The 26,063-nt window shown below is 68.9% G+C and carries 31 protein-coding genes; 14 read left to right on the top strand and 17 right to left on the bottom strand.

The features are described 5' to 3' along the window. Positions 1-36: 36 nt before the first annotated feature. The 11 genes from ABE85_RS13295 to ABE85_RS13250 form a co-directional block, all read right to left on the bottom strand. The gene (locus ABE85_RS13295) at positions 37-1,122 is read right to left on the bottom strand and encodes a phage late control D family protein (RefSeq protein ID WP_067275134.1); all 1,086 of its coding nucleotides are present in this window, start codon (positions 1,120-1,122) and stop codon (positions 37-39) included. A gap of 43 nt (positions 1,123-1,165) precedes the next feature. Next, positions 1,166-1,333, bottom strand: coding sequence for a hypothetical protein (locus ABE85_RS27580; RefSeq protein ID WP_157522353.1), 168 nt, complete (start codon positions 1,331-1,333; stop codon positions 1,166-1,168). Between the two features lie 6 nt (positions 1,334-1,339). Beyond that, positions 1,340-2,491: an MGMT family protein gene (locus ABE85_RS13290; protein ID WP_067275131.1), complete on the bottom strand. Its 1,152-nt coding sequence runs from the start codon at positions 2,489-2,491 to the stop codon at positions 1,340-1,342. Beyond that, the gene (locus tag ABE85_RS13285; RefSeq protein WP_067275128.1) at positions 2,491-2,970 is read right to left on the bottom strand and encodes a phage tail protein; all 480 of its coding nucleotides are present in this window, start codon (positions 2,968-2,970) and stop codon (positions 2,491-2,493) included. Before ABE85_RS13285 ends, ABE85_RS13290 begins: the two co-directional genes overlap by 1 nt. Beyond that, complete coding sequence (locus ABE85_RS13280; RefSeq protein WP_067275127.1) at positions 2,967-4,607, bottom strand: phage tail protein; 1,641 nt, start codon at positions 4,605-4,607, stop codon at positions 2,967-2,969. The genes ABE85_RS13285 and ABE85_RS13280 overlap by 4 nt, the downstream gene beginning before the upstream one ends. 172 nt (positions 4,608-4,779) lie before the next feature. Continuing rightward, on the bottom strand, positions 4,780-5,223 hold the full coding sequence (locus ABE85_RS13275; protein ID WP_067275125.1) for a phage tail protein: 444 nt from the start codon (positions 5,221-5,223) through the stop codon (positions 4,780-4,782). Between the two features lie 82 nt (positions 5,224-5,305). Continuing rightward, positions 5,306-7,102, bottom strand: a complete 1,797-nt coding sequence (locus ABE85_RS13270; RefSeq protein ID WP_067275123.1) for a phage tail sheath subtilisin-like domain-containing protein — start codon at positions 7,100-7,102, stop codon at positions 5,306-5,308. Positions 7,103-7,194: 92 nt separating this feature from the next. Next, positions 7,195-8,037, bottom strand: coding sequence for a hypothetical protein (locus ABE85_RS13265; RefSeq protein WP_067275121.1), 843 nt, complete (start codon positions 8,035-8,037; stop codon positions 7,195-7,197). Beyond that, positions 8,034-8,657, bottom strand: coding sequence for a DUF4255 domain-containing protein (locus ABE85_RS13260; protein WP_067275115.1), 624 nt, complete (start codon positions 8,655-8,657; stop codon positions 8,034-8,036). The genes ABE85_RS13265 and ABE85_RS13260 overlap by 4 nt, the downstream gene beginning before the upstream one ends. A 109-nt stretch (positions 8,658-8,766) precedes the next feature. Further along, positions 8,767-9,018 (bottom strand): hypothetical protein, encoded by a 252-nt coding sequence (locus ABE85_RS13255; protein ID WP_067275113.1) that lies wholly within the window; start codon positions 9,016-9,018, stop codon positions 8,767-8,769. Positions 9,019-9,258: 240 nt separating this feature from the next. Continuing rightward, positions 9,259-10,263 (bottom strand): sigma 54-interacting transcriptional regulator, encoded by a 1,005-nt coding sequence (locus ABE85_RS13250; protein ID WP_067275111.1) that lies wholly within the window; start codon positions 10,261-10,263, stop codon positions 9,259-9,261. Positions 10,264-10,537: 274 nt separating this feature from the next. Here ABE85_RS13250 and ABE85_RS27575 point away from each other — a divergent pair, with 274 nt between their 5' ends. From ABE85_RS27575 to ABE85_RS27570, 3 genes are read left to right on the top strand one after another with little or no spacing between them, the layout of a single operon-like run. Then, complete coding sequence (locus ABE85_RS27575; protein ID WP_157522350.1) at positions 10,538-10,690, top strand: hypothetical protein; 153 nt, start codon at positions 10,538-10,540, stop codon at positions 10,688-10,690. After that, the gene (locus tag ABE85_RS13245; protein WP_067275110.1) at positions 10,687-11,256 is read left to right on the top strand and encodes a 3'-5' exoribonuclease domain-containing protein; all 570 of its coding nucleotides are present in this window, start codon (positions 10,687-10,689) and stop codon (positions 11,254-11,256) included. Before ABE85_RS27575 ends, ABE85_RS13245 begins: the two co-directional genes overlap by 4 nt. Before the next feature lie 51 nt (positions 11,257-11,307). Continuing rightward, complete coding sequence (locus ABE85_RS27570) at positions 11,308-11,457, top strand: hypothetical protein (RefSeq protein ID WP_197507005.1); 150 nt, start codon at positions 11,308-11,310, stop codon at positions 11,455-11,457. 12 nt (positions 11,458-11,469) lie between these two features. Here the strand turns inward: ABE85_RS27570 and ABE85_RS13240 are convergent, their stop codons facing one another. After that, on the bottom strand, positions 11,470-12,387 hold the full coding sequence (locus tag ABE85_RS13240) for a YicC/YloC family endoribonuclease (protein ID WP_067275108.1): 918 nt from the start codon (positions 12,385-12,387) through the stop codon (positions 11,470-11,472). Between the two features lie 31 nt (positions 12,388-12,418). Between ABE85_RS13240 and ABE85_RS13235 the strand changes: the two genes are divergently transcribed. From ABE85_RS13235 to hemW, 5 genes are all read left to right on the top strand, one after another. After that, complete coding sequence (locus ABE85_RS13235; protein ID WP_058936168.1) at positions 12,419-13,387, top strand: serine/threonine-protein kinase; 969 nt, start codon at positions 12,419-12,421, stop codon at positions 13,385-13,387. Further along, positions 13,384-14,283 carry a PP2C family serine/threonine-protein phosphatase gene (locus ABE85_RS13230; RefSeq protein WP_067275106.1) on the top strand — a complete coding sequence of 300 codons (900 nt, stop codon included), beginning with the start codon at positions 13,384-13,386 and terminating at the stop codon, positions 14,281-14,283. The genes ABE85_RS13235 and ABE85_RS13230 overlap by 4 nt, the downstream gene beginning before the upstream one ends. Before the next feature lie 20 nt (positions 14,284-14,303). Continuing rightward, positions 14,304-15,038, top strand: a complete 735-nt coding sequence (rph, locus tag ABE85_RS13225; RefSeq protein ID WP_067275104.1) for a ribonuclease PH — start codon at positions 14,304-14,306, stop codon at positions 15,036-15,038. Positions 15,039-15,103: 65 nt separating this feature from the next. After that, positions 15,104-15,709 carry an RdgB/HAM1 family non-canonical purine NTP pyrophosphatase gene (gene rdgB, locus ABE85_RS13220; protein ID WP_067275101.1) on the top strand — a complete coding sequence of 202 codons (606 nt, stop codon included), beginning with the start codon at positions 15,104-15,106 and terminating at the stop codon, positions 15,707-15,709. Between the two features lie 10 nt (positions 15,710-15,719). Further along, positions 15,720-16,904: a radical SAM family heme chaperone HemW gene (gene hemW / locus ABE85_RS13215; RefSeq protein ID WP_082939030.1), complete on the top strand. Its 1,185-nt coding sequence runs from the start codon at positions 15,720-15,722 to the stop codon at positions 16,902-16,904. Positions 16,905-16,933: 29 nt separating this feature from the next. Here the strand turns inward: hemW and ABE85_RS13210 are convergent, their stop codons facing one another. Then, on the bottom strand, positions 16,934-17,896 hold the full coding sequence (locus ABE85_RS13210; RefSeq protein ID WP_067275095.1) for a LysR substrate-binding domain-containing protein: 963 nt from the start codon (positions 17,894-17,896) through the stop codon (positions 16,934-16,936). A 155-nt stretch (positions 17,897-18,051) separates the two neighbouring features. Here ABE85_RS13210 and ABE85_RS13205 point away from each other — a divergent pair, with 155 nt between their 5' ends. Further along, the gene (locus ABE85_RS13205) at positions 18,052-18,417 is read left to right on the top strand and encodes a hypothetical protein (protein ID WP_157522344.1); all 366 of its coding nucleotides are present in this window, start codon (positions 18,052-18,054) and stop codon (positions 18,415-18,417) included. Then, on the top strand, positions 18,414-18,845 hold the full coding sequence (locus tag ABE85_RS13200; RefSeq protein WP_197507004.1) for a nuclear transport factor 2 family protein: 432 nt from the start codon (positions 18,414-18,416) through the stop codon (positions 18,843-18,845). The genes ABE85_RS13205 and ABE85_RS13200 overlap by 4 nt, the downstream gene beginning before the upstream one ends. Here ABE85_RS13200 and ABE85_RS13195 read toward each other — a convergent pair. The 4 genes from ABE85_RS13195 to ABE85_RS13180 form a co-directional block, all read right to left on the bottom strand. Further along, complete coding sequence (locus ABE85_RS13195) at positions 18,842-20,344, bottom strand: ATP-dependent endonuclease (protein ID WP_067275089.1); 1,503 nt, start codon at positions 20,342-20,344, stop codon at positions 18,842-18,844. The genes ABE85_RS13200 and ABE85_RS13195 overlap by 4 nt on opposite strands. Positions 20,345-20,536: 192 nt before the next feature. Beyond that, positions 20,537-21,652 carry a chemotaxis response regulator protein-glutamate methylesterase gene (locus ABE85_RS13190; RefSeq protein WP_067275080.1) on the bottom strand — a complete coding sequence of 372 codons (1,116 nt, stop codon included), beginning with the start codon at positions 21,650-21,652 and terminating at the stop codon, positions 20,537-20,539. 72 nt (positions 21,653-21,724) lie between these two features. Beyond that, positions 21,725-22,396 (bottom strand): chemoreceptor glutamine deamidase CheD, encoded by a 672-nt coding sequence (gene cheD / locus ABE85_RS13185; RefSeq protein ID WP_082938586.1) that lies wholly within the window; start codon positions 22,394-22,396, stop codon positions 21,725-21,727. 57 nt (positions 22,397-22,453) lie between these two features. After that, on the bottom strand, positions 22,454-23,323 hold the full coding sequence (locus tag ABE85_RS13180; protein ID WP_067275076.1) for a CheR family methyltransferase: 870 nt from the start codon (positions 23,321-23,323) through the stop codon (positions 22,454-22,456). 183 nt (positions 23,324-23,506) lie between these two features. On the opposite strand from ABE85_RS13180, the gene ABE85_RS13175 reads away from it, so the two are divergent. The 4 genes from ABE85_RS13175 (at position 23,507) to ABE85_RS13160 (ending at position 26,034) form a co-directional block, all read left to right on the top strand. Further along, entirely contained in the window at positions 23,507-24,226 is a 720-nt protein-coding gene (locus tag ABE85_RS13175; protein ID WP_067275074.1) for a GGDEF domain-containing protein, read from the top strand. After that, the gene (locus ABE85_RS13170) at positions 24,223-25,035 is read left to right on the top strand and encodes a MinD/ParA family protein (protein WP_067275072.1); all 813 of its coding nucleotides are present in this window, start codon (positions 24,223-24,225) and stop codon (positions 25,033-25,035) included. The genes ABE85_RS13175 and ABE85_RS13170 overlap by 4 nt, the downstream gene beginning before the upstream one ends. A 34-nt stretch (positions 25,036-25,069) precedes the next feature. Beyond that, positions 25,070-25,498 (top strand): group II truncated hemoglobin, encoded by a 429-nt coding sequence (locus ABE85_RS13165; RefSeq protein ID WP_067275070.1) that lies wholly within the window; start codon positions 25,070-25,072, stop codon positions 25,496-25,498. Between the two features lie 152 nt (positions 25,499-25,650). Then, a complete protein-coding gene (locus tag ABE85_RS13160) occupies positions 25,651-26,034 on the top strand; it encodes a hypothetical protein (protein WP_067275068.1) in 384 nt (127 codons plus the stop codon). Positions 26,035-26,063: the final 29 nt, after the last annotated feature.

Raw genomic sequence — 26,063 nt, 5'->3', positions numbered from 1 at the left:
TGGCCGTGTGTGGTGTCTGGCGTGCGGCGTTCGGTGTCAGTTCCCGAGGTAGGCGCACTCGGCGCCGAACTCGGTGCGATAGCCTTGCTTCATGTCGAAGAGGTGGCAGGCGCGCACCACGTAGTAGGTGTTGTCGAACTGCGGTGAAATGCCGGCCAGCTTCACGCAGGCGCCGACGCGCAGCTGCGCGTTGCCTTCGGCCACGCCCTCGGCGCGGACGAAGCGGCGGGCGCGCTGGTCGAGCGCCGCTTCGGCGACCGCGCGGGCTTCATCGCTGCTGTAGACGGCCGGCGCGGCGAGGTGCTCGTTGCGATCGCTGAAGACTTCGCCCGCCCAGGCGATGCCGGTGCGTCCCTGGCCCGGTCCCGCGTTGGCGACGGCGCTCGCCTCGCCCTTCACCGCGGAGCCGTCCTTCGCGTTCCAGCCCGCCACGCTCACGGCGGTCGGCTGATCGGCGAGGTCGGCGGTGATGCGCACACGGGCGAGCTGGCTGTAGAGCGTCAGGTCGATGGTGCCGCGCTGCACGTCCTTGCGCGGCGAGACCTGCAGCGCCGTGCCGACGACCTGCAGGTCGGCGTCGAAACGCGCGAGCAGGCGGCGCAGGAAACCGAGGTCGGTTTCGTCGAGTTGCGCCCAGGTGCCTTGCGGCGAGGTGAGGCCGGTCACGGAGGGCGTGAGGCTGAGATCGCCGGCGATCGCGTTCACCACGTCCGCCGGCGTCATGTCGGTGTAGACCTTGCTGCGACGCGCGCGGCGCGCGGCGGTCAGGCCGTCCTCGGCGAGCACGACCAGCTCCGGCGGCGCACCGTAGTTGCAGACCATCTCCAGCGCGCTGACCTTGCCCTTGAAGATCTCGCGCGGCGTGGCTTCATCGCCCGCATAGACGCCGAGCTCGGCGCCGAGCTTCAGCGATGAGCTGCTGTTGAACGCGAGTTCGGCACGACCGTCGCCGGTCGCGACCCAGTTGGTGATGTGCAGTTCCAGCGTGCTCATGCCGCCTTCGTGTTCCTCCATCTTCATCGCCGTCATCAGCGTCGACAGGCGTTCGTCGGCCTGCCCGGCAATGCGCAACGTGGGGCGGGCGCTGAAGATGGCGGAACGGCTAACGCTGGTTTCGGTCATGACGGGCAGTTCGGTGGAGAAGGCTCGTGATCGGAGATCGTGGTCAGAGGTCTCGCAGACGCGAGTCGCGCTCGGCTCTCAGCCGCAGCGCCTGTTCGATCTGCTCGCCGATGTCGGGCGCGGCGTCGGCGGCGGGCGCCTGCGGACTTGCGCCGCGTTCCTGCGGTTCGCGCTCGATGTCGGCGGTGACTTCCTCGAAGGTGATGGGCATGGCGGATCAACTCCCGAAACGGATGCGGCCGTGTAGGTCCGCGTTCGCGCCGACGTTGGCGCTGAGACTGCCGCCGGCCTGCGCCACGGCGCGACCGCCGGGACCGAAGCTCGCGGACCCGGCCACGCGCGGCGCGGGCAGCAGGGCCGCGCGGGCGTCGAGGACGTCGACGTTGATGCTGGGCGGCGAGAGGCGCAGGTCGGCGAATGCCGGGCCGGCGGTGGCCGTCAACGCGGCACCGACGCTGAAGCCGGCGTTCGCGGAAACGCCGCCACCGATGGAGACGCCCGCGCCGATGCCGACACCGGCCCCGGCGCTGACGCCGCCACTGATGCCACCGCTGATGCCGATGCCAGCGCCGGCCCCACCGCTGATGCCAACGCCGATCCCGCCACCGATTCCGCCGCTGATGCCAGCACCGATGCCACCGCTGATACCGGCACCGCCACCGATGCCGATGCCCGCACCGGCGCTCGCACCGACCGAGAAGTCCGCCGCCGCCGACAGCGAGATGCTGCCGCCCACCGACAGGCTGGCCTCCGCGCCGAAGCGCAGGCTCGCCGCGCCGTTGGCGCCGGCGATGGCGCGGGCCGCGCGCGGATCGCCGAGCGCGTTGGCGACATCGGCCGCGCCGGCGCCGGGCGCCGCGCTGACGGGCTCCGGCTGCGCGTTGCGATCGACCGCGGGCGCGGGGCTCTTGCTGCTCTGGAACTCGACCTCCTGGCTGCCCAGCGTCAGGCTGATGCTGGAGCGCAGCGGCACGCCCTCGGGCGAGAAGAAGTCCAGCGTCTCCTTGAACTGCTCGACCACGCCCTTGAAGGCATAGGTGCCCCACCCGAACTCGACCTTGGGCGCGAACTTCTTCGAGCCATCCTTGGCGGGCTCCAGCAGCCCGGCGATGTTGGCCGTGACGTCGCGCACCGACGCGCCGGTCTCGGTCGTGTCGAAGATCAGCGTCATCGTCAGCTTGGCGCTGCTCTTCTTGACGAACTGGCGCGCGCCGTTGTTGCCGTTGCGGTCGTCGAACTCATTGCTGATCGTGTATTCGAGCGATGCAGGGTTGAACTGCACGTCGAACGCGGGCCCGCCGGCGCCGGTCCCTTCCAGCACCTTGAACGTGGCCGCGGCCACCGTCGGAGCGTCGGGCAGCCAGGGCATCACGCACCTCCCGGATCGAGCAGGCGCAGGCCTTCGTGCGCGAGGTGCAGTTCCTCGATGCCGATGTCGCTGCCCTTGGCGTTGAGGTCGGCGGCCTTGAACTTGACCGGCAGGCAGCGGTCCAGTCCCCAGGTCAGCACGGTCTGACCCTGCGTGTCCTGCACGGCGATCTCGGCCGCCAGGCGGTAGGCATAACCGCCGCCGCCCACGGTCTGGAACCAGCGGAACAGGTCGCGGCTGCGCGTGAAGCCGCGCTTGAGCACGACCGTCGCGAAGCTCACGGTACCCGCGCGTTGCGTGGCGCCGTAGTTGGCGCCGCCGGCCTTGATGAGCTTGGGCTCCATCGTGGCTTCCAGACCGGTGCAGTCGGAGAACGCGCCGCCGCAGACCTCGACCGGGCCGCTGCCGGTGCCGACCCGCTTGAACGTCACTTCGAAGCGGAAGACGTGCAGGCCGATGAAGAGGTCGTCGGCGCTCATGCGGCCTCCCGTTGGGTGACGGAGGCGGTGACCGCGCCGGCGGCCTGGCCGAGCTGGAGCACGACGGTGATGCGCTCGATCGACATCGCCGGGCGCACGCGCACGTAGGCGACGAGTCGGCCGGCGTCGAGGTCGTTCTGCGTCATCGTCGATCGGTCGCAGAGGACTTCGAAGGCCTCGGACATGGAGCCGCCGTTGAAGGCGCCTTCGCGCCAGAACCCGGCGAGCAAATCTTCCAGCGTGCCGCGCAGATGGGCCCAGAGCTTCGGGCCGTTGGGCTCGAAGACGGCGCCGTCGCCGGCGCGGCGCGCAGCGCGCAGGATGGTGCCGATGAGGCGGCTTGCGCCGCCGAAGCGCCACGGGTCCATCGCGGAGGTCGTGACGTCGGATTGCAAGGCCCAGCCGTCGGCGCCCGGCGCGAAGACGCACACGCGCTGCGCGAGGCGGCCGGCCGGGCTGTCGTCGCCCAGACCCCAGGCGGGCATCGGTTCCGCGCCGCCGAGGTCGCGCAGCAGCGGCAGCGAGTTGTCGCCGGCCACGGAGCGGAAGGTGCCGCGCGCGACGGCGCCGTACGCGATCAGGCCGGCGAGCACGCCGTCCGGTGGCTCGAGACCTTGCGGAAGATCGGTGCGCGCAGCGCGCGTGCGCAGCCACGGCCACGCGAGTTGAGAGAGCGCTTCGGCGGGGCGGCCTTGCGGCGTGTCTTCGTCGAAGGCGCTGCGCAAGATCTGTGTCTGTTCCAGCCATGTGCGCGGATCGGCCTGCGCGTGCAGGCCATTGGCGGCGAGGCTGCCGGCGATCGGCAGTGGAAGCGCGGCCAGCAGCACCGCAGCCCGTTGGCGGCGGTCGAGGAAGTCGCGCGTGTCGCGGATCGCCTGGCGCCAGCGCGTGTAGCCGGCGTCGTCGAGCCGCGGCGCGGGGATGCGCAGCAGCGAGGTGTCGCGCGGCTCCGGCGCTTCCACGTCGCACGGTGCGAAGCCTTCGGGCTGCGGCGCCAGGGGACGATCGGGATCGGGCGGCGGCGGCACGACGGCGAAGGCGTCCGGCAGGTCGGGCAGGACCAGCAGGCTGTCGTCCGGCAGGCCGTAGAGGTGCTGCACGCCTTGCCAGGTGGCGGGGTCGTGCGGCGCGAAAGGCGAGGACGTCGAGACCATGCCGGGCAGCAGCAATGCCAGGCGCGCCGGCCGTGCGGCGGCGCGCTGCGCGGCGTCTTCCAGGTAAGGCCAGGGGTCGCCGACGCGGATCACGATCGCGCGCTTGCCGCCTCGTGCGAAGAAGCTGCGCACCGCGGCGCCGAGGTAGGTGGCGCAGCGGCGAGGCGTCGCTTCGGACAGCGTGATCGGGTCGAGAGGGTCAGGCGTTGCCGGCGTGTCGACCGGCCGTTCATCCCACGCGTAGAAGCGGTCGAACAGGTGCCAGCTGTCCAGCACGAGCGGGAGGTTGAGCAGCGCTTCGACCTGCGCCGCCGGTCGCGCCCACGGACCCGTCACCCAGCCGCCGGCATCGAGCTGCGTGCGCAGCGCGTCGGGCAGCGGTCGTCCCGCGCGGCGGCCGACGAAGCCTACGAAGCAGGCGACGTCGGCGCGCTGCGCATCAGGTGGCGCGGCGGGGGCGGCGGGTTCGAAGACGAGGCTCATGGACGGCGTCCGGTCATGCGGTTGGCAGTGGTGGTCGGCACAGGCCGCTGGCCCTCACCCCCAGCCCTCTCCCGCAAGCGGGAGAGGGAGTCCGGCACTGCTCCTCTTACCCCCTCTCCCGCTTGCGGGAGAGGGCAGGGGTGAGGGCCAGCGGCGGTGGCAGTACGGCAGATCACACCGTCAGCTCCAGCGCTTCCGCCGACAGCACGACTTCCTCGATCGCCACGTCCCCGCCGCCCTTGCCGGCCAGCGTCGGCCCCGTGTACTTCATCGGGATCACGCCGCGCAGCACCCAGGACTGCACGGGCTTCTGCGCCTCGTCGAGCAGCGTGACCGTCACGCTCTTCTGCGCCGCGGGTCCGTTGACCCGCGCCTCGCCGATCCAGTCGAACAGCGTCTTCGAGTTCAGGATGCCGCGCTTGAGCGTGACGTCCGAGACCTTGTGCACGCCGGCGACCTTGCGGACGTGGTTCTCCTTGTCGTTGCCGAAGCGGTACTCGGCCACGGTGAGCTCGGTGCCCAGCCCGGAGACGTCCGAGAAGCCGCCGAAGACCTCGCCGCCGTCGAAGTTGACGAGGAAGTTGAAGGCGCCGTAGGGCGTGGTGCGGTTGGCCATGGTGGGGTGCTCCTAAGCGTCAGGGCCTTTGATGCAGGTCGTGCAGGTCGTGCGGACTGCGCGGGTGCGGCGACGGTCGGCGTCATGCCGCGTCGGCCGTCTTCTGGCCGATGCGGAAGATGACGAACTCGGCCGGCTTGATGAGGGCCACGCCGATCAGGCAGACCAGGCGGCCGTTGTCGAGGTCGTTCTGGGTCATCGTGCTGCGGTCGCAGCGCACGAAGAAGGCCTGCTCCACCGTGCTGCCCAGCAGCGCGCCGTTGCGCCACTCGTTGTAGAGGAAGTCCGAAATGGTCTGGCGCACGTTGGCCCAGAGCCGCTCGCCGTTGGGCTCGAACACGGCCCACTGCGTGCCGCGGTCGATGCTGGCCTCGAGGTAGTTGAAGTAGCGCCGGTCGGAGACGTACTTCCACTCCGGATCGCTGGAGACCAGCCGCGCGCCCCAAACGCGGTAGCCGCGCCCGCTCAGGTAGCGCAGGCAGTTCACGCCCAGCGGATTGAGCAGCTCCTGCTGCGCGAAGTTGACGTCGGACTCGAAGCGCAAGGCGCCGGTGACGACCTCGTTGGCCGGCGCCTTGTAGACCCCGCGCTGGATGTCGTTGCGCGCGTAGATGCCGGTCACGAAGCCCGACGGCGGCAGCGCGATCTCCTTCGGGATGTCGTCGCGCCCCGGACGCGAGAGCGGGTTGGCGACGACGACCCACGGGTAGTAGAGCGCCGCGTACTTCGAGTCGACGCGGCCGCGCGCGACGCGCATGTCGCCGGGCGTCTGCGCCGGGGCGCTGTCCAGCACCGCGATGCGGTAGGCGCGCCGGCGTTCGGCATGCGCGATCAGCGCGTTCTGCACGGCCTGCGCTTCGGCGTACGCGCTGCTGCCGGGCGCGGCGACGATGGAGACGTCCTCGATGCCCGACAGGGTCGCGAGCGCCGCGGCATAGCTGCCCGGCGTGGTCTCCGCGCCGAGGACCGGCGCGACGCCGTCGCTGCCGGCTTCGCTGCCGACGCCGCTGCCCAGCGCGAGCACGCGTCGGCCGTCGGCGTCGCCGGGCACGAGCGGCAACGCGCGGATCGCGGCCATGAGCTCGAAGCCGTCGACCGCATCGCCGATGTCGGCCCACACCGTGTTGATGAGCGCGTCGGCGCGGCTGGCCGGCGCCCTCGCCAGCACCGCGCCCAGCCAGCGCGGATGCCCGCGCGCCACGCCGATGTCTTCCCAGGTCTGCGCGCCGCCGTCGGCGTCGATGACGTCCAGCGCCAGCGTCACCAGGTTGGCTGTCGCACCCACGCCGCCGGGGATGTCGTCCGGACCGAGGCCCGCCAGCGACAGCGCCCCCGCGGCCGAGTCGGTCCAGGTCGCGCCGCTGCCGGTGTAGAGCGTCTCGGCACCGCCGTTCGGCGTGACCGCCAGCACGCTGCCCGCCGGCGCCGTGCCCATCGTGCGCAGCGTCGCGGGGCGGCGCGATTCGCGGAACAGCACGCGGCCGTTGTACGCCGCGCCGGGGAAACGCGCGCGGATGAAGGCGCCTTCGGCCGGCGTGCCGCCCGGATCGCGCAGCCGTCCCGCCGCCGTGCCGGCCGTGTTGAAGGTGCGCACGACATAGAGCCGTGATCCGCCGTTGTCGAAGTAGGCCCGCACCGCGTGCGCCACGAAGTTCAGGCGCCGTCGCGCGTCGGTGACGTCGCTCAGCCCGAGGTTCTCGAGGCTGCCGTAGACGTGCTCGAAATCGGTGAGGCTGGTCACCATCTCCGGCACGCCGTCGACGGGGCCGCGTCGCGTCGGGCCGACGAAGGCGGTGGTGCTGGTGCCCACGCCCTCGATGGACTTGGCGCGGAAGCTGGTCTCTTCGACGTAGACGCCGGGTGCCAGGTATTCGGGCATGGCCTATCTCCTTTGCCTGAAGGCGCATCCGCGGACCGGGCCGCGGTGGGAATCGCCGTGACGAACAACTCGCGGGGCCTTCAGGATGTCCTTCATGGCAGTGCGAGGGGAAGGGAAAACGACTGCGTGCGCCCCGCCGCCAGCGCCACGTCCAGCGTGGCCAAGGGCACCGCGGGAACAGGCAGCGCGGCGGCGCGGGATTCGAGCTCGTCGGGATCGACCAGCGGCAGCACCGCCGGCGCGCGGCCGGCGCGCACCTGGGCCGCCGAAGTGCGGGTGCCGGCCGCGGCGGGCGCGGGGTCGAAACACCATTCGATGCGGGCGGCGAGCTCGGTCACCACGACCTCGTCGGGATCGTCGGACCAGGTCGTCACCGGCACGCCGGGCACCGGCAGCAGGGCTTCGCCGCGCCAGTCGGTGAGCGCGCGCGCCAGCACGTTGCCGCCCGCGCGCACGAGCAGCAGCGCGCCGCCGAGCGCGTCGAGGGTGCCGGTCTCATGCACGCTCAGGCGCAGCACCGACCAGTTCATCCCGGTCGGCGCGATGGCGGAGGGATAGAGCGGCAGCTCGACGGGGCGGAACAGTGATTCAGGCGACGCCGCATTGCCGGGTTGCGGATCGCGCGGCAAGGCCAGCGACGCACGGCGCGGCAGGTAGCGGCCGGCGGGATCGGAGACAGTGACGAAGAGCGTCACGTCGCCGACGGTCGGCGTGGCGGGCGCGTTGTCGAAGGCAGCCTCGTGGGCCGCGAGCGCGAGCGGTGCTTCCGCTCGGACGATCACATACAGCCCGCTGCGATTGCGCCGCACGGTCGCGCCTTCGACGCGCACCTCCAGCGGCGTGCCGACCTGCACACGGGTGGTCGCGTCGATGCAGCGCAGCGCGCCCAGCACGCGGGTGTCGATGCGCTCCAGTTCACGGATCAGCAGCGTCATGGCGCACCTCCAGGCACGCCCGGCGATGCGTTCCCTGCAGGCACGGCGGTGCCGTAGCCGAAGCGCGTGGCCACGACCGGACCGGCGTCGAGGAGGGTGTCCGGGTCGATGCGCACGCGGCGCGCGATGTAGGAGACCGAGAGCCGGTACGCCGGTTCCAGCGCGTCCCAGATGCGCATCATGTCTTCGGTGGGCAGCTCGGACGGGATGATCTGGATCACCTCGTCGGGGCCCCAGCCGGCCTCGGGCGACAGCGCGGAGGCGTCGAGGATCGGGTGCTCGTAGAGCTGCCGCATCGCCCACGCGAAGGGCACCAGCTCGTCCTGCGGGTTGTTCGCCCAGGCGCTGAGCAGGAAGTGCAGGTCCAGCCCCAGCGGCGCCTGCTGCTCGCCGGACATGCGGTCGGGGCGGTGCTGGCGCAGGTGCTCGTTGACCGTCACGCGGTACAGGTACAGCGAGAGGCGCGTCGTGTCCTCCTGCGGGCCCGCGAGTTCCCCCGACGACACCAGCACGACGTCGCACTCCGGCATCGCCGACCCGCCGGACGTCGCCGGGTAGGTGTTGCGCAGGTAGGTCACGATCGAGTGGCCCACCGAGTGGATCGCCTGGATGTTGGCCATGCGGCTGAAGTCCTCTGAAAACCTCGGGATGGATTCGAATTGCTTGCCGTCGCCGTCGCCGTCGCCGTCGCCGGCGTCGTCTTCGTTGCTGCCGGCGGACGTCGCCAGATCACGGGCCGCCGGACCGCGGCGCGCGGTAGATCGCGCGCCCGTCCGGCAGCGTGGCGCGCTCGATGCGGCCGTCGTGCAGCAGCGCCTCCAGCGCCTGCCGCACGTCGTCCAGCGGAACGTCCACGCCCTTCGAGCCCAACCACCATTGCGCGATCCCCTGTTCGGTATCGGCGGCGAGCGGATGGCGGGCGAGGTGGGCCAGGATGGCCGACTCCGCTCGCCGTCTTCTCGTGCCTGCGTCTTCGCACAACGGCGTCTCCAGCAACGTTGTCCTCGATCAATGCGAGGAACGTGCCAGGTGTTGCGCCACGGTGTCGACGGCGGTCGTCAGAGGAGAGGAGGGCGGCAGACGTCGTCAGGCGGGTGACCGTGGACCCGTCTGTCGCGACCCGCCGGGTCTGTGGCGACCCAGTGGATGGAGCATCGCCCGGCGGACGCGACGAAGCCGCCGCGAGGTGCGCGGCGGCATGGACGTCGCAGAGGAAGGGAGTCAGTTGGGCGAGTCGAACGCGTCGCGCTCGAGGCCGTGCTTCTTCAGCAGCTTGCCGAGGGCGCGGCGCTCCTTGCCGGCGAGGCGCGCGGCGTGCGTCACGTTGCCGTGCGCGGAGTGCATCAGCTGTTCGAGGTAGCTGCGCTCGAAGTGCAGCATGGCCTCGTCGCGCGCGTCGTTGAAGGCGCGCAGGTCGCCGGCAGAAACCGCTCCGTCGCTGCGTGGTGCGCCGGTCGCGCTGATCGAATTCGTCGCACACGGGCGCAGGTCAAGCTCATCGCCGTCCGACAGCATCAGCGCGCGCTGCACGCGGTTGTCGAGCTCGCGCACGTTGCCCGGCCACGCGTAGCGCGCGATCCAGTCGACGCAGCCCGGCGCGAGCGCGCGCGGCGGCAGCGCGTGCTGCCGTGCGTGTCTCGCGATGAAGTACTCGGCGAGCACGCGCGCATCGCCGGGCCGGTCGCGCAGCGGCGGCATCTCCAGCAGCAGCACGTTGAGCCGGAAGGCGAGGTCGTCGCGGAAGGCGCCGGTCTCTAGCAGTTCATGCAGGCGTGGGCTGGCCGCGGCCACGACGCGCACGTCGCCGCAGCATTCGCGCGTGCCGCCGACCGGCCGGTAGCGGAAGTCCTGCAGGAAGCGCAGCAGCGACACCTGCGCGCGAAGCGGCAGCGAGTCCAGTTCGTCGAGGAAGAGCGTGCCGCCCTCGGCCGCCGCGATGAGGCCGCTGCGGGCCTGGCGGGCGTCGGTGAACGCGCCGCGCTCGCAGCCGAAGAGCTCGCTCTCGATCAGCGTCTCCGGCACGGCGCCGCAGTTCAGCGGCACGAAGGGCGCGTCGCGCCGCTCCGACTCGTAATGGATCGCGCGCGCGGCCAGCTCCTTGCCGGTGCCCGTCTCGCCGACGATCAGCACGGGCGCGTCGTAGCGCGCCATGCGCTCGATCAGCGTGAGCGCCTGCAGGAAGGCCGGCGCGCGACCGACGAGCTGGGGCGAGCGTTCGCTCAGCATGAGCGCGCTCCCAGGGTCTGTCGCAGGAAGACTTGCATCGGAGCGCCTTTCGAACGTGGAAAGGCGCCTTGGTTGGCGGTTCGAACGGATGGTTCGAGATGCATTCGTCCAGCCCGCGTTCGTCGCTCGGCCATCACTCCTCCCATGGTCATGGTGCTGGGCGTTGTTGCCGCAGTTCTAGTCGCCAAGCTAGGCCACCACCCCGGGCAGGTCAATTGCGGAACTGGGGGGATCGCTTCGTGAAAGACGGCGCCGCGAGGAGGAAGATCGAGGGATGGTCCCCTTCACCCGCGACCCCGTCTGCATGCCCCGGTCCGGCGAGTCGCCGGCCGAGCGCATCGCGCGGGCGCTGCCGCTGGCCGGAACACCAGGGCAGGACTACGTCGAAGGTCGCGGCATTCCGCTGGCAGATACTGCATCCTCATGAACGAGAAAACCCGCACCGAGATCTACGTCAGCACCGATGTCGAGGTCGACGGCCCGATCCCCGGTCCGCATTCGATGCTGAGCTTCGGCTCGGCCGCGTACCTCGCGGACAAGACGCTGGTGGCGACCTTCTCCGCGAACCTGGAGACGCTGCCCGACGCCGCCGGTCATCCCGACACGATGGCGTGGTGGGCGCAGCAGCCCGAGGCCTTGGCGGCCTCGCGCACCGACCTGCGATCGCCGCAGGCCGCGATGGCCGACTACGTCGCCTGGCTCGACGGCTTGCCCGGACAGCCCGTGTTCGTCGGCTATCCGGCGTCCTTCGATTTCATGTTCGTCTACTGGTACCTGATCCGCTTCGCCGGTCGCAGCCCGTTCAGCTTCTCCGCCCTCGACGTCAAGACGATGGCCATGGTGATGCTGCGCCGCGACTACCGCCGCAGCACCAAGAGCGCCATGCCCAAGCGCTGGTTCGACGACCTGCCGCATTCCCACGTCGCGCTTGACGACGCGATCGAGCAGGGCGCACTCTTCTGCAACATGCTCGCGGAGAGTCGCCAGCGCTGAGACGCGCCGGCGCGAAGGCGCAAGCGTCAGGTCTTGCTGGGGCGTCTCGATGTGAGATGGCTCGACTTCGCGTCGCAGCCGCTCCCGGTCGTCGAGGCCGACGGCCGCGTGGTGCTGGAGCGGGCGAGCGAGGCGCTGGACACGGTGATCGCCGTGATCCCCGGGCCCGTGGTGCTGAGGAAGCGAGTGGCCGTCGCCTGACGGCCACGCCGCTCACTCGATGTTCTGCACCTGTTCCTTCATCTGCTCGATGGCGACCTTCATCTCGACCGAGATGTTGGTCAGTTCGATCGCCGCGGCTTTCGAGCCCAGCGTGTTGGCTTCGCGGTGCAGCTCCTGCATCAGGAAGTCCAGCCGCTTGCCGACCTCGCCGCCCTTCTTGAGCAGGCGGTCGATCTCGTCCAGGTGGGCGCGCAGCCGCGTGAGCTCCTCGGCCACGTCGATGCGCAGCGCGTAGGCCGCCGCCTCGTTGATGGCGCGCTCCTGCAGCGACTGCTCGGAGATCGTCTGCGTCGCGCCGGTCGCGCTCAACGCCTCCTGCCAGCGCTCGAGGAAGCGCTCGCGCTGACGTTGGACCGCCGCCGGGACCAGCGGCTCGGCCTGTGTGGCGAGGTCCCGCAAAGTGGCGACGCGCTGCTTGAGCATCGTTACCAATTTGGCGCCTTCGCGCTCCCGCGCTTCCAGGAATCCCTTGATGCATTGACGCGCGGCGTCGAGCACCGTCTCGTCGTTCGCCGACGCGCCCGTCGCGCCGGTCTTGCACCAGTTCAAGGCCTCCTGGACGCTCAATCCCTGCGCCTTCGGCAGCCAGGATTGCACCTGCGATTCCAGCCGCGAAAGCCGGCTGAGCTGCTCTGGCTGCGGGTTCGGCCAGGACGTGTCGGTGTCTTTGTGGGTGTTGATCCTCAGTTCGATCTTGCCTCGCTTGACGCTGCCCGAGACGAGCTCGCGCAGCGCTGCCTCGAGCGAGCGGAGCTCGTCGGGCATGCGGAAACTCAGGTCGAGGAAGCGTCCGTTCACCGAGCGCGCCTCCACCGTGACCGCGGGTTGGGTGGCCGGGCTAGGGGTTTCGCCGGAGTTCGCGGGTTGTGCCGTGGCGCTGGCATAACCGGTCATGCTGTAAACTGGCATCAGCTATCGGTAGAACAATCGAACCGCGATTATGTCAAAGCCGAAACCGGCGCCCTTGCCCGCAGGCACGGTGGTGGGGGGCTATCAGATCATCAAGAAATTGGCTGCGGGTGGATTCGGCGTGGTTTATCTCGCCGAAGACCCCGACCATCACTTGGTCGCTCTGAAGGAATACCTCCCCTCGTCCCTTGCAGAACGATCTCCCGGAGAACTCACGCCTCGCGTGAAACCGGAAAAGCAGCCCCTATACCGCCTGGGGTTGCGCAGCTTTTTTGAAGAAGGCCGTTCACTCGCGCAAATTTCGCATCCGAGCGTCGTCTCGGTGCTGAATTTCCTGCGGGAGAACGAGACCGTCTATATGGTCATGAATTACCTGCAAGGCGATACCTTGCAGGATTTCATCGTGACCGCCCGCGATTTGAAGCGTGACAAGGTGTTCCGCGAATCGACCATCCGGTCGCTCTTCGACGAAATCCTCAAGGGCTTGCGCATCGTGCACCAGCACAAGATGCTGCATCTGGACATCAAGCCGGCCAATATCTTCATCACCAACGACAACAAGGCGGTGCTGCTCGATTTCGGCGCGGCCCGGGAAGTGCTGTCCAAGGAAGGCAACTTCATCCGGCCGATGTACACGCCCGGCTTCGCCGCACCCGAGATGTACCGACGCGACGGCTCGCTGGGCCCGTGGACCGACATCTACGCGATCGGCGCCTGCATCTACGCCTGCATGCAGGGCTATCCGCCCAACGACGCGCCGCAGCGCCTGGAGAAGGACCGGCTGGGCCTGTCGCTCTCGCGCCTGCGCAACGTGTATTCCGACAACCTGCTCGAAGTGACCGAGTGGTGCATGTCGCTCGATCCGCTGACCCGTCCGCAGAGCGTCTTCGCGCTGCAGAAGGAACTGTCGCGCGAGACCGAGCGCCGCTACACCAAGCTCAGCTTCAGCGAGCGCCTCAAGCTGCAGCTGGAGAACCTGAAGACCGGGGCCAAGGCGTGAAGTTCTCCGTCTACCAGGTGAGTCGCCGGGGCGGGCGCGAGAAGAACGAGGACCGCATGGGGTATTGCTATACCCGCGAGGCCGGTCTCTTCGCCCTCGCCGACGGCATGGGCGGCCATCCGGACGGCGAAGTCGCCGCCCATCTGGCGCTCCAGAACGTCGCGGCGCTGTTCCAGCGCGATGCGCAGCCGGTGATCAAGGAGCCCTCGCAGTTCCTGGAGACGGCGGTGCTGCTCGCGCACCAGCAGCTGCTGACCTACGCGCAGCAGCGCGGCATGAACGACACGCCGCGCACGACCATCGTCGTCGGGCTGATGCAACAGGGCCAGATCTGGTGGGCGCACTGCGGTGACTCCCGCATGTACCTGCTGCGCGAGACCGAGCTGATCGCCCGCACGCGCGACCATTCCTACAGCGAGCTGCAGGAAGCGCTGGGCCGCCATGCGACCGGCGCCGAACGCTTCAACCGCCATGTGCTGTTCACGTGTCTCGGCAGCCCCGGCAAGCCGATGATCGACGTCAACGGCCCGGTGCTGCTGCAGAACGGCGACCGGATGCTGCTGTGCTCGGACGGGCTGTGGAGCTCGGTCAGCGACGTGGACATCCTGCGCCACATGTCCGACAGCCGCTCGGTCGGCGACGCGGTGCCGGAGCTCGTCGAGCAGGCGCTGCGCCAGGCCGGCGCGCGCAGCGACAATGTGACGGCCCTGGCCGTGGAGTGGGAAGGCGAGGGCGATGCCCCGGACTCCATCTCCACGCAGGACCTCGACCAGGAAGGCTTCGCCTCCACGATCCACGGGGCGACCCAGGACGTGCAGCTCGACGAGGCCGAGATCGATTCCGCCGTGCGCGAGATCCAGGACGCGATCCGCAAGGCCGGCAAGAAGCCCCACTGAAGGCACCAAAGGATTTCCTCATGAGTAGCAACGCCAGCCGCCCGCAAGGGCGCGCGGCGGACGCCTTGCGTCCGGTCCGCATCACCCGCCACTACACGCGCCACGCCGAAGGCGCGGTGCTGATCGAGTTCGGCGACACCAAGGTGCTGTGCACCGCGTCCGTCGAAGAGAAGGTGCCGCCGCACAAGCGCGGCAGCGGCGAAGGCTGGGTCACCGCCGAATACGGCATGCTGCCCCGCGCCACGCACACCCGCAGCGACCGCGAAGCCGCGCGCGGCAAGCAGACCGGCCGCACGCAGGAGATCCAGCGCCTGATCGGCCGCGCGCTACGCGCCGTGTTCGACCTGTCCAAGCTCGGCGAGCGCACCATCCAGATCGACTGCGACGTGCTGCAGGCCGACGGCGGCACGCGCACCGCGGCGATCACCGGCGCCTATGTGGCGGCGCATGACGCGGTGAGCTGGCTGATCGCGGAAGGCAAGATCGCCGTGTCGCCGCTGAAGGACGCGGTCGCAGCGATCTCCGTCGGCATCCTGGACGGGCAGGCGCTGCTGGACCTCGAGTACGTCGAGGACTCCGCCTGCGACACCGACATGAACGTGGTCATGACCGGTGCGGGACACTTCGTCGAGCTGCAGGGCACGGCCGAAGGCGTCGCGTTCACGCGCGCCGAGGTCGACGTGCTGCTGAACCTCGCCGAGAAGGGCATCCGCGAGCTGCTCGTCGCGCAGCGCGAGGCGCTCGGCCTGAAGTGATTTTTCCGGGGGCGGTCGCCCCCGTTCGAATGTCCCCCCGTTCTCCCCGTCGATTGGAGCAAGCGATGAAGTTGGTCCTGGCCTCCAACAATGCGAAGAAGCTGAAGGAACTGCAGGCGCTGTTCGAGCCGCTCGGCATCGAACTCGTGACGCAGGGCAGCCTCGGCATCCCGGAGGCGGAAGAGCCTTTCCACACCTTCGTCGAGAACGGCTTGACCAAGGCGCGCCATGCGGCGAAGGCCAGCGGTCTGCCGGCGCTCGCGGATGACTCGGGCCTGGCGGTCGAAGCGCTAGGCGGCATGCCGGGCGTGCTGTCGGCGCGCTACGCGACGTTGTTCGGCCGCGAGAAGAGCGACGCCGAGAACAACCGCGTGCTGCTCGAGAAGCTCGAAGGCATCGAGGATCGACGCGCACGCTTCGTCTGCGCGCTGGTCGCGGTGCGCTCGGCCGACGACCCGGAACCGCTCATCGCGATGGGCCGCTGGCAGGGGAAGATCATGCTCGCCGAGGAAGGCGAGGGCGGCTTCGGCTACGACCCGCTGCTGTTCATTCCCGAGCTCGGGAAGAGCGTGGCGGCGCTCGGCGCCGAGGTGAAGAACCGCTTGAGCCATCGCGCGCTCGCGTCGCAAGACCTGCTGCGCCAGATGCGCGAGAGCTGGCACCTTGGCTGACATCATCCGCATGATGCGGCCCGGCACGCTGACGCTGTCGGCGCTGCCGCCGCTGTCGCTGTACGTGCACCTGCCGTGGTGCATCCGCAAGTGCCCGTACTGCGATTTCAACTCGCATGAATACCGCGACGGGCGCGAGCTCGACGTGGAGACGGCGCGGGCCTATCTCGCCGCGCTGCGATCGGATCTGGAAGCGGCGCTGCCGTTGATCTGGGGACGTTCCGTCGTGTCGATCTTCATCGGCGGCGGCACGCCCAGCCTGTTCGCGCCGGAGCAGATCGCCGAGCTGATCTCGGATCTGCGCGCACGGCTGCCGCTGGAGCCGGGCTGCGAGATCACGATGGAAGCCAATCCCGGCACCTTCGAGAAGGACCGCTTCGCGGGCTTCGCGCAGGCGGGCGTGACGCGGCTGTCGATCGGCGTGCAGACCTTCGACGACGCCAAGCTGCAGGCGCTCGGCCGCATCCACAGCGGCACGCAGGCGCGCGCGGCGATCGAGGAGGCGGCCCGTTCGTTCGGGACCTTCAACATCGACCTGATGTACGCGCTGCCGGAACAGACGCTGGAGCAGCTCGACCAGGACCTGGACATCGCGCTGGCGTTCGAGCCGCCGCATCTGTCCGTCTATCACCTGACGATCGAGCCCAACACGCGCTTCGCGAACTCGCCGCCGGAACACCTGCCCGATCCGGATCTCGCCAGCGAGATGCTGGACCTGATCACTGCGCGCACCGGCGCGAAGGGCATGTCGCGCTACGAGGTCTCGGCCTATGCGCGCGACGGCCATCGCTGCACGCACAACACCAACTACTGGCAGTTCGGCGACTACCTCGGCATCGGCGCGGGCGCGCACACGAAGCTCAGCTTCGCGCACCGGCTGTTGCGTCAGGTGCGCTGGCGCGATCCCGCGACCTACATGCAGAAGGCCGCCGAGGGTCAGGCCGTGTCCAACGAGAACGAGGTCGCCCGCAACGAGCTCCCGTTCGAGTTCATGCTGAACGCGCTTCGCCTGCGCGAGGGCGTGACGATGCAGAGCTTCCTCGAACGCACCGGCCTGCCGCCGTCGGCGATCGCGAAGGCGATGGAGCAAGGGCGCGCGAAGGGCTTGCTCGACCTCGATCCTGCCGTGATCCGCGCGACGCCGCGTGGCTTCGACTTCCTCAGCGATCTGCAGGAACTCTTCCTGAGCGCGTGATCTGAGCAGGTGACCTGAGCGCGTGATGCTCAGGTCGTGACCGGCGTCGATCCCGGCGTGACCTTGCCGGTCGCCAGGCAGGTCTTCGCGCCGTCCAGCGCCGCACGCGACTGCGCGGTCTCCTCATGCAGCCACTCGACGAACGCGCAGACGGCGGGCTCCTCGCGCGACTTCGGCCGATAGACGATGTGATACCGCTGCGGCTCCTTGAGCATCGCCTGCCGCGGCGCGACGCGCACGAGGCGGCCGTCGAGCAGGGCATCCGCCGCCAGCAGCTCGCGCGTCAGTCCGACGCCCATGCCTTGCTCCGCCGCCTGCAGCAGGATGCCGAAGTCGTTGAAGATCGCCACCGGCACGACCTGACGCCGCAGCCCGGCCTGCGAGAACCAGTCCTCCCATTGCGCGGCGTCGCCGAGTAGCGGCGCTTGCGCGAGGGCTTCCAGCGGTTCCCCGATCAGCTGATGCGCGAGCGCGGGCGAGGCCACGGGCAGCATCGACAGGTCGAAGAGCGGCTCGCTGTCGAGGCCCGGCCACGGGCCCAGTCCCTGGCGCAAGGCGATGTCGAAGTTCTCGCGCTCCAGGTCGACGAGGCGCGGAGAGGCCTCGATCTCGATGGTCACCTCCGGATGCCGCGCGTGCCACCGGCCCAGCCGCGGGAGCAGCCAGCGCTGCGCGAAGGAGGGCAGTACCGTCACGCGCAGGCTGCGCTGCTCCACGCCGTGCGCGGCCGTCGCGGCGCGCAGGCCCTGGTCGAGCTCCTGATAGGCGCGCTCCACGCCGCGCAGCAACGCGCCGCCCGCCGCGTTGAGCACGACCCGCCGTCCCTGGCGGTCGAAGACGGGAAAGCCGAGTTGCAGCTCCAGAGCGCGGATCTGCTGGCTCACGGCGCTGTGCGTGAGATTGAGCTCCTCGGACGCGGCGCGCAGGTTCTGGTGCAGCGCGGCGGCCCGGAAAGCGGCCAGGTACTGGAGCGGGAGGCGGGGGATGCGCATCGGTCGTTCGTCCTCGTTCTGGATCAGGAATGGCTGCGATCGAGTAGCCAGACTGCACAAGGAGGCAAGGATATAGCGTTTGGAGACCGATTGTTGGGCATCTAGCATTACCAGCACTGATCCAGAACTCCCTCCCGATGAACGAAGGAACGACCATGAACGAGCCCGACATCACCTCCTGCCTCCGCGCCCGGGTGACCCCGCAGGTGCCGTGCTACGCCTACTCGCCGTGGGCGCGCTTTCCGGTGATCGGCCCGGCGCTGACCGTGCTGATCGCCATCCTCTCGGCGCTGGCGCTGGTCTCGAACGCCAACGCGTTCAACGACGTCAATGCCGAGCTGCAGATCGCCGCCCGCGAGCAGCGCGTCGCGCGGGTCGAGGCGCAACGCGTCGCCCGCGAGCAGGCCGCGCGTCAGGCGACGCTCGTCGCGACGGCCAACGACCGGCAAGGGGCCGCGACGCCGCGCGCGCAGCCGGTCGTGAACCGCAGCAACGAAGAGAAGAAGGGCCGCGCCCAATGAGCACCGCAACGATGGCATCGGCCACTCCCGAGGCGACCTCGCTGGCAGCCGATCTGGTCCAGGCGCAACTCGACGCCTACAACGCGCATGACGTCGAGGCGCTGATCGCCACCTATGCGACGGATGCTCGCCAATACGAGTATCCGGATCGGCTGCTCGCGAAGGGCGTGCAGGCCTTGCGCGAGCGGATGGCGACGCGCTTCGACACCTCGCGTCCGCACGCGCAGTTGCTGCACCGCATCGCGCTTGGAAACACCGTCATCGACCATGAGCGCATCGTGAACCAGACGCCCGACGGCCCCGTCGTCCGCGAGCTGATCGCGATCTACGAGATCGACGGAACGCCGTCGGTCGGCACCGGGGGCGCCACCGCCGTCGGCCGCATCGTCAGCGCCCGATTCGTGTTCGGCGACGAGCGTCCCGCCTAGTCGTCGACGCCCTGGTCCGCGGGCGGAAGATGCAGCTGGTACCAGAGCGGATCGCCCAGCGACACGCGATGCGTCAGGTAGGCGTCCAGCTTGCGATCGAAGGCGGCGCGGGTGGTGGTGGAACCGCTCGGGTCGCGGTTGATGATGGGGGCGTAGGCTTCGACGATGCGCCGGAAGTCCTCCGAGTCCGGATCCTCCAGCGCGCGCAGCACGCGGTCCACCTTGCCCGATTTCATCGTCTCGCCGAAGCACTCGCCCTCGAAGTGCGGGAACTGCGTGTGGATGCGGCCGATGCCGCCGGCCTCGACGGTGGCACGGATGTGATCGTTCGTCGCCCACAGGCCGTTGCGCCGGTAGCCGTGCGCGCGCTTCACGAATCGGGTGTCGGCATCGTGGATGACGGTATAGGGAACCTGGAAGTCGTTGAGCAGGCGCGCGAACATCGGGAGGTTCGCCTTGCCCAGGCAGTTGATGACGTGCACCGCGCGGCCCATGTTGCGGGCCATGTGCAGCATGGCGATCTGCTCGGTCACGCCGTCGACGAGCACGATGTCGTCGTGGAAGAAGAATTCGTTCACCAGCGGGTTGCAGGCCCGGATCATCCGCAGCCGCTCGCGTTCCCGTTCGTCGAAGGCGACCCGGTCGGTCGAGAGGACGTGGTGGCATTCGCCCGGTGCGTCGCCGATGCGGATGAGCGTCGTGTGGTCCTTCGTCAGGTCGATGAAGAACGGCGAGCGTGTCGTCGCGATCACCCGCCAGTGCGGGTTCTGCACCGCAAAGTCGTAGAGCGTCTCTCGCGCCCCGCGGATCGTCGGCGGATGCAGGAAGGCCTCCGGTTCGTCGATCAGCAGGATGCGCGGCGATCCGACGTCCGCGTCCGTCTTCTTCGCCGTCTCTGTTTTCTCCTCGCTGACGCACATCATCGACAGCGTCGACCACAGCAGCGCCGCCAGCGTCTGGCTCTCGTTGGCCATCAGGTGCTGCTTGAGGTGATCCTGGCGCATGGTCAGCAGCCTGGTCCGGGTCGTGTCCTTCGGGTCTGTCGGACGGATGCGCACCGGTTGCGGGATGCGGCCGGTGACTATCGAATGAAAGCCGTCAGGCATCCCGGGTGCGCCTTCCACGAAGTCATCGCTGTCCGGATCGAAAGCTTGCAGACGGGCCTGGTCGTCCTGGGCTCTCCAGACATAGCGGAAGGCCACGCAGGCGCCGAAGTCGGGATGGTCGAACTGCCAGCCTTGGCCGATACGCGCTTCGTCGCCGGTCGAGACCTGGTCGAAGTAGCCGGTGATGGCGATCGGGACGCCCGGGTCCTGGTTGTGGAAGTGGCTGAGGCTCAGCGCCTTCCCGCCCGAGGCGAGCGCCTCGTACGCGTCCAGGATGGTGGACAGTCCGACCTTGTTGCGGCCGATCAGGACGACGATCTCGTCGATCCGGATCAGGCAGCCCGACGGGCCGATGCTCTTGAAGTTCTCGACGTGGAATCCGGCCAGGCGCATGAGCGCTCCTCCTACGGTTGATGGACGCTTGCGAGCAGCGGGTGCTGTTCGAAGCGCTTCTCCGTGGAGGTGTTCTGGGCGGTTGGTTCGAAGTCGAGGCGGCGGCCACCCGTCAGGCGGCCGCGCCGGTGCGCGATCAGGCGTGCGCGACGCGGGAGGCCCGACGCGAGGTCGAACCGGATCGGACCAGCATCAGACGCGGTTCATGGACATGCCGGCGGTGCTGCGCAGGCGTTCGATCAGGCGCGTGGCGATCTGGTGCAGCGGCAGGACCTCGTCGGCGGCGCCGGCATTGATCGCCTCGCGCGGCATGCCGAAGACGACGCAGGTCGCCTCGTCCTGCACGAGGTTGTAGGCGCCGGCGTCCTTCATCGTCTTCATCGCCTTGGCCCCGTCGGCGCCCATGCCGGTGAGCATGATGCCCAGCGCGTTCTGGCCCACCACGCGCGCGGCGGAGTTGAACAGCACCTCCACCGACGGCTTGTGCCGGTTCACCGCTTCGCCGTCCTGCACGCGGGCGATGTAGTTGGCGCCGGAGCGCTCCACGCTGAAGTGCATGCCGCCCGGCGCGATGTAGCCGTGGCCGGGCAGGATCCGTTCACCGTCCTGCGCTTCCTTCACGCGGATCTTGCACAGGCCGTCCAGCCGCGCCGCGTAGCTGCGGGTGAAGCCCGCCGGCATGTGCTGCGTGATGCAGACCGCCGGGCAGTCGGCCGGCAGGTTGATCAGCACGTCCTTGGTCGCTTCGGTGCCGCCGGTCGACGCGCCGATGAAGATGATCTTCTCGGTCGACAGCCGCCCCAGGCTCGCGATCGGCGAGGCCGGCTTGAGCGGCGGCGTGGCGCCGCCGCTCGCCGCGGGCGCGCCCGGCGCGGCGGCCGGCCCCGGTGCGTGCAGGCGCCGGATCTGCGCCTTCGCGGCGATGCGGACCTTGTCCGTGATGTCCTGCGCCAGCGCGCGGATGCCGTCGGCCACGCCGATCTTGGGCTTGGCGACGAAGTCCACCGCGCCCAGCTCCAGCGCCTTGAGCGTGACCTCCGCGCCGCGCTCCGTCAGCGTCGACACCATCACGACCGGCATCGGCCGCAATCGCATCAGGCGCTGCAGGAAGTCGAGGCCGTCCATCTTCGGCATCTCGACGTCGAGCGTGATCACGTCGGGGTTGAGGTTGCGGATCATCTCCCGCGCGACCAGCGGGTCGCTGGCGGCCCCGACGCATTGCATGTCGGGCTGGCGGTTGATGATCTCGGTCAGGATGCTCCGCACCAGCGCGGAATCGTCGACAACGACGACGGTGGTCTTGGCCATGTCTTTTTACTCCTCGGTACTGCCAGGCTCGCGGCTGCCTCAGTGTGGCCTCAGTGCGGCCTCAGTGTTGAATCAGAACAGATCGATCGAACCGCCCGTGCTCGCCACCGGCTGTGCCTGCTGCGCCGCGGTCCGGTCCTGCTGCACCAGCGCGTCGGTGTTGGTCGGCGCCAGTCGCTTGACCATCGCCTTGCCGCTCTTGGGCAGGAAGCACACCTTGCGCGGATAGACGTCCATCACGTCCTTGGACACGATGGGGATGCGTTCGAGCTTCAGGAAATCGATGACGAAGTTGGTGTTGCGCTCGCCGACGTTGATCGTGTTCATGCCGGCGATCACCGCGCCGCCGCCGAAGATCTTCGCTTCCATGCGGCTCTTGGACGCGCCGCGCTTCATCATCTCGTTGATCAGCAGTTCCATCGCGTACGAGCCGTAGCGGCCGGAGTCGCCGTGGCCCTCGGGCAGCATGAAGTGGTTCATGCCGCCGATCTGCGCGTGGCGGTCCCACAGGCAGGCCGCGATGCACGAGCCCAGCGTGGTCATGACCAGCAGATCGTCGTTGTCGACGAAATACTCGCCGGGCAGCACCTTGACCGCGGCGTTCTTGAAGTGCGCTTCGTAGAAGAAGAACGACGCCTCGCCGTTCTTGCGCGTCACCGTCTTGAGCTGGGCCACGCGGGCCGCGCCGGCGCTGGCCAGCGCCGCGCTTTGCTGCATCGCGGAGGAGGCGGAGGGCAGGGTCATGGGGTGTCGCTGAATGAAGGTTCTTCGGATCGTCGTGCGGCGGATCGTTCGTGGCGATCAGCCGACGCGCTCGTAGATCGTCTTGCCGCGCAGGCGGAAGAGATCGCGGGAATCGGTGAAGTTCTCGGAATGCCCGACGAACAGCAGCCCGCCCGGACGCATCACCTTGTGGATGCGCTCCAGCACCTTGCGCTGCGTCGGGGCGTCGAAATAGATCATGACGTTGCGGCAGAACACGACGTGGAAGGGATCCCCCAGCGACCACGAGGCGTGCATCAGGTTCAGGGGGCGGAAGTCGATCATCTTCGCCAGCTCAGGGCGGACGCGGATGCGGCCCTCGTTGGCGCCGGTACCGCGCAGGAAGAACTGCTTGAGCCGCTGCGGCGACAGGCCGCGCGACTCCGCCGCGTAGACGCCCTTGCGCGCCGTGTTCAGCACGTTGGTGTCGATGTCGCTGGAGACGATCTGCACACCGCTGCTGGCGCCCAGGGACTCCTGGCAGGTCATCGCGATGGAGTAGGGCTCTTCGCCGGTCGACGCCGCGCAGCACCAGATGCGGATCGGCTTGCCGGTCAGCGTCTTGAGGTCGTCGGTGAGCGACAGGAAGTGGTGGTCCTCGCGGAAGAACGAGGTCAGGTTGGTGGTCAGGCAGTTCACGAACTCCTGCCACTCCTGGTCGCCTTGCGGACCGGTGACGCCCTCCAGCCATTGGAGGTAGTCGGCAAAGCTCTTGTGGCCGGTGTCGCGCAGGCGGCGCGACAGCCGGCTGTAGACCATCGCATGCTTGCCGTCGTGCAGCGAGATGCCGGCGTGCTGGTAGATCAGCTGGCGGACGCGTTCGAAGTCGGCTTTGCTGAAGCTGAACTCATGATCGATCGCCTCCACTGGCGAGGGGGCGGCAGACGGGGCCGGTTGACCTTGGCGCATGGGGCTGTTTGGTTTTCTTCGATGAGATGCCGTAGCACCGGGTGATCACCATTGTCGACAATAGCTAGTTTGATTGTGTTTGGTCCATTTGATGTGTGAAAGAGGTGGGGGGAACCCCTCTTTTCTGCGCGCTCATTTGGGGGGGAAGCCGCTAGACTGCCCTCGAAATTGCCTGATTCGATCTTGGACGCTCCGCAAAGTCTCATTGCAGCCCACAAGCTGCGCCTGGACCTGGCCCTGCAGCTGCTGCAGCAGGCCGGTGCGATGCTGCCCGACGCGGAGCCGTATTCGGAGCCGTGGCTGCAGGGCATCCTCGACGCCTTGTGCGATCTCTCCAGCAAGGACGCGTTGACCGGACTGGTCAACCGCCGCAGCTTCGAGATGGCGCTGGCGCGCGAGGTCGATCGTGTGGCGCGCTCCGGGGAACCGGCGCTGCTGCTGATGTTGGACATCGACCACTTCAAGGCGGTCAACGACCAGCACGGCCATGCGGCCGGCGACCTGGTGATCCGCGCGGTCGCCCAGTCGATCGCGCAGACGGTGCGGCCGATGGACACGGTGGCGCGGATCGGCGGCGAAGAGTTCGCCATCATCCTGCCCAACTGCCCGACGTCGTTCGGGGTGACGGTCGCGGAACGGATCCGGGCCCGGGTGCAGGCCCTGGCCATCAGCGCGGGCGGCGGACAGCCGCCGTTGACCTGCACGATCAGCATCGGCGGGGCGTTCGCGCCGCAGTGGGTGCGGTCGTCGACACTGATCTGGACGGAACGGGCGGACCGTCAGCTTTACCGTGCCAAGGCCGAAGGCCGGAACCGCGCTTGCCTCGAGAGCCATGTGGACTCGCTGGTCAGCGCCGAGGAAAAGGGCATGTTGTTCGCCGTAACGCAACAGGATAGTGAATGAGCAATACAACAGCTCCTGCTGCATCGAATGCCCGCGGAGGCGCGCGCACCTTGGCCGTCACGAGCGGCAAGGGCGGCGTGGGCAAGACTTTCGTCACCGCCAATCTGGCGGCGGCCCTGGCCGCGCGCGGCGAGCGCGTGCTGGTGCTGGATGCCGACCTCGGCCTGGCCAACCTGGACGTGGTGCTGAACCTGCACCCCAAGCTCACGCTGCACGACGTCTTCACCGAGCAATGCACCCTGGAGCAGGCGATCCTGCCGGCCCCGGGTGGCTTCCACGTGCTGCTGGCCGGCTCGGGCATGGTCGAGTACTCGCGGCTGACGCCCGACGTCCGCGACAAGCTGCTGCATATCCTGGAGGTCGTGCGGCCGCGCTTCGACTACGTGCTGCTCGACACGGGTGCGGGCATCTCGGACGTGGTGCTGTTCTCGGTGTCGATGGCGCACGACGTGCTCGTCGTCGCGACGCCGGAGCCGACCTCGCTGACGGACGCGTACGCCACGATAAAGGTGCTGGCGACGCAGCAGGAGCGCCGCCTGGTGCGCCTGGTCGTCAACCAGGCCAACCGGCCAGGCGAGGGCAAGCTCATCTGCGGCCAACTGCAGCAGGTGCTGCAGCGTTTCGTCGGACCGACGTCGGGACAGACCTTCAAGCTGGAACTGCTCGGCGAGGTCAAGAATGATCCGATGGTCCGGCAGGCCGTGCTCAAGCGGCAACTGCTACTGGAGCATTACCCCGGCTGCGACGCGGCGCAGGGGATCCGCGGGCTCGCATCCAAGGTGCTGGAATATTCCGCCGGATACGCCTGACCCTCCGCTTCCCGATTTCCGTTCCCGCTCGCTGATGACCGATTCCACCGAGACCGGTGCCGCCGAAGGCACTCAGACGGGGGCCGCCCCCGCCACCCCTTTCGAGTGGGTCGGCGGCGAGGACGCCGTCCGACGACTCGTCGACCGCTTCTACGACCTGATGGACCTGGAGCCGCGCTTCGCGCAGCTGCGGGCGATCCATCCGACGACGCTGGACGGCTCGCGGGACAAGCTGTTCTGGTTCCTGTGCGGCTGGCTGGGCGGCCCGGACCACTTCGTCGAGCGCTTCGGCCATCCGCGCCTGCGCGCGCGCCACATGCCCTACCGCATCGGCATCGCCGAGCGCGACCAATGGATGACGGCGATGACGCAGGCGATGGCGGAGTGCGAGCTCGACGTCGAGCTGCAGCGGCGTCTGGCGGCCTCCTTCGCCAACACGGCGGACTGGATGCGCAACGTTTGATTTGCGGGGTTCCGGTCACCTCCGGGCATCGACTGCAATGACTGGAAATGATGTAAACGGCGCTTTCGCCGTGCATATCTGACACTGACGCGGGCCGCGTCAGGGCACCGATGAACACGGCCCTGCCGGCTTCGTCTACCGTCGGAACCATCATGTACACGCTGCTCCACGACGATGAGGTCGGCATCGAAGCCAATCCCGACCTGATGCATGTCCGGATCGACGACGGCCGACTGTGGCTGTCCGAAGATGCCCGGGAAGACATCGAGGTCTGCGCTGGTTATTGTCCGGACACCGACAGCCCCATCCAGATGCTGAACTTCCTGCGCGCGGCCTGCGTGCGGCTGCAGCATGTGGACATGGACGGCGAGGAGGCGGAGCACGCCTTCATGTCGTTCTGCGTGCTCAAGGGCCTGGAGCACGCGATCGAAACGCACTGGCAAGGCGCGGAGTCGGTCGGTGAATTCCGCCCCGAACGGCTGCTGATGGCCTTCACGACCCCCGTTTCGCCCTACGGCAGCCTGATGCTGCACTGACGAGGTCGCCCGGAAGGGCGATGCACCAA

Origin of the sequence: Mitsuaria sp. 7, from assembly GCF_001653795.1 — a bacterium.
Taxonomy (GTDB): Bacteria; Pseudomonadota; Gammaproteobacteria; order Burkholderiales; family Burkholderiaceae_C; genus Roseateles.
The sequence above is the reverse complement of the archived record's forward strand: the minus strand, read 5'-3'. Positions and strand labels throughout refer to the sequence as shown.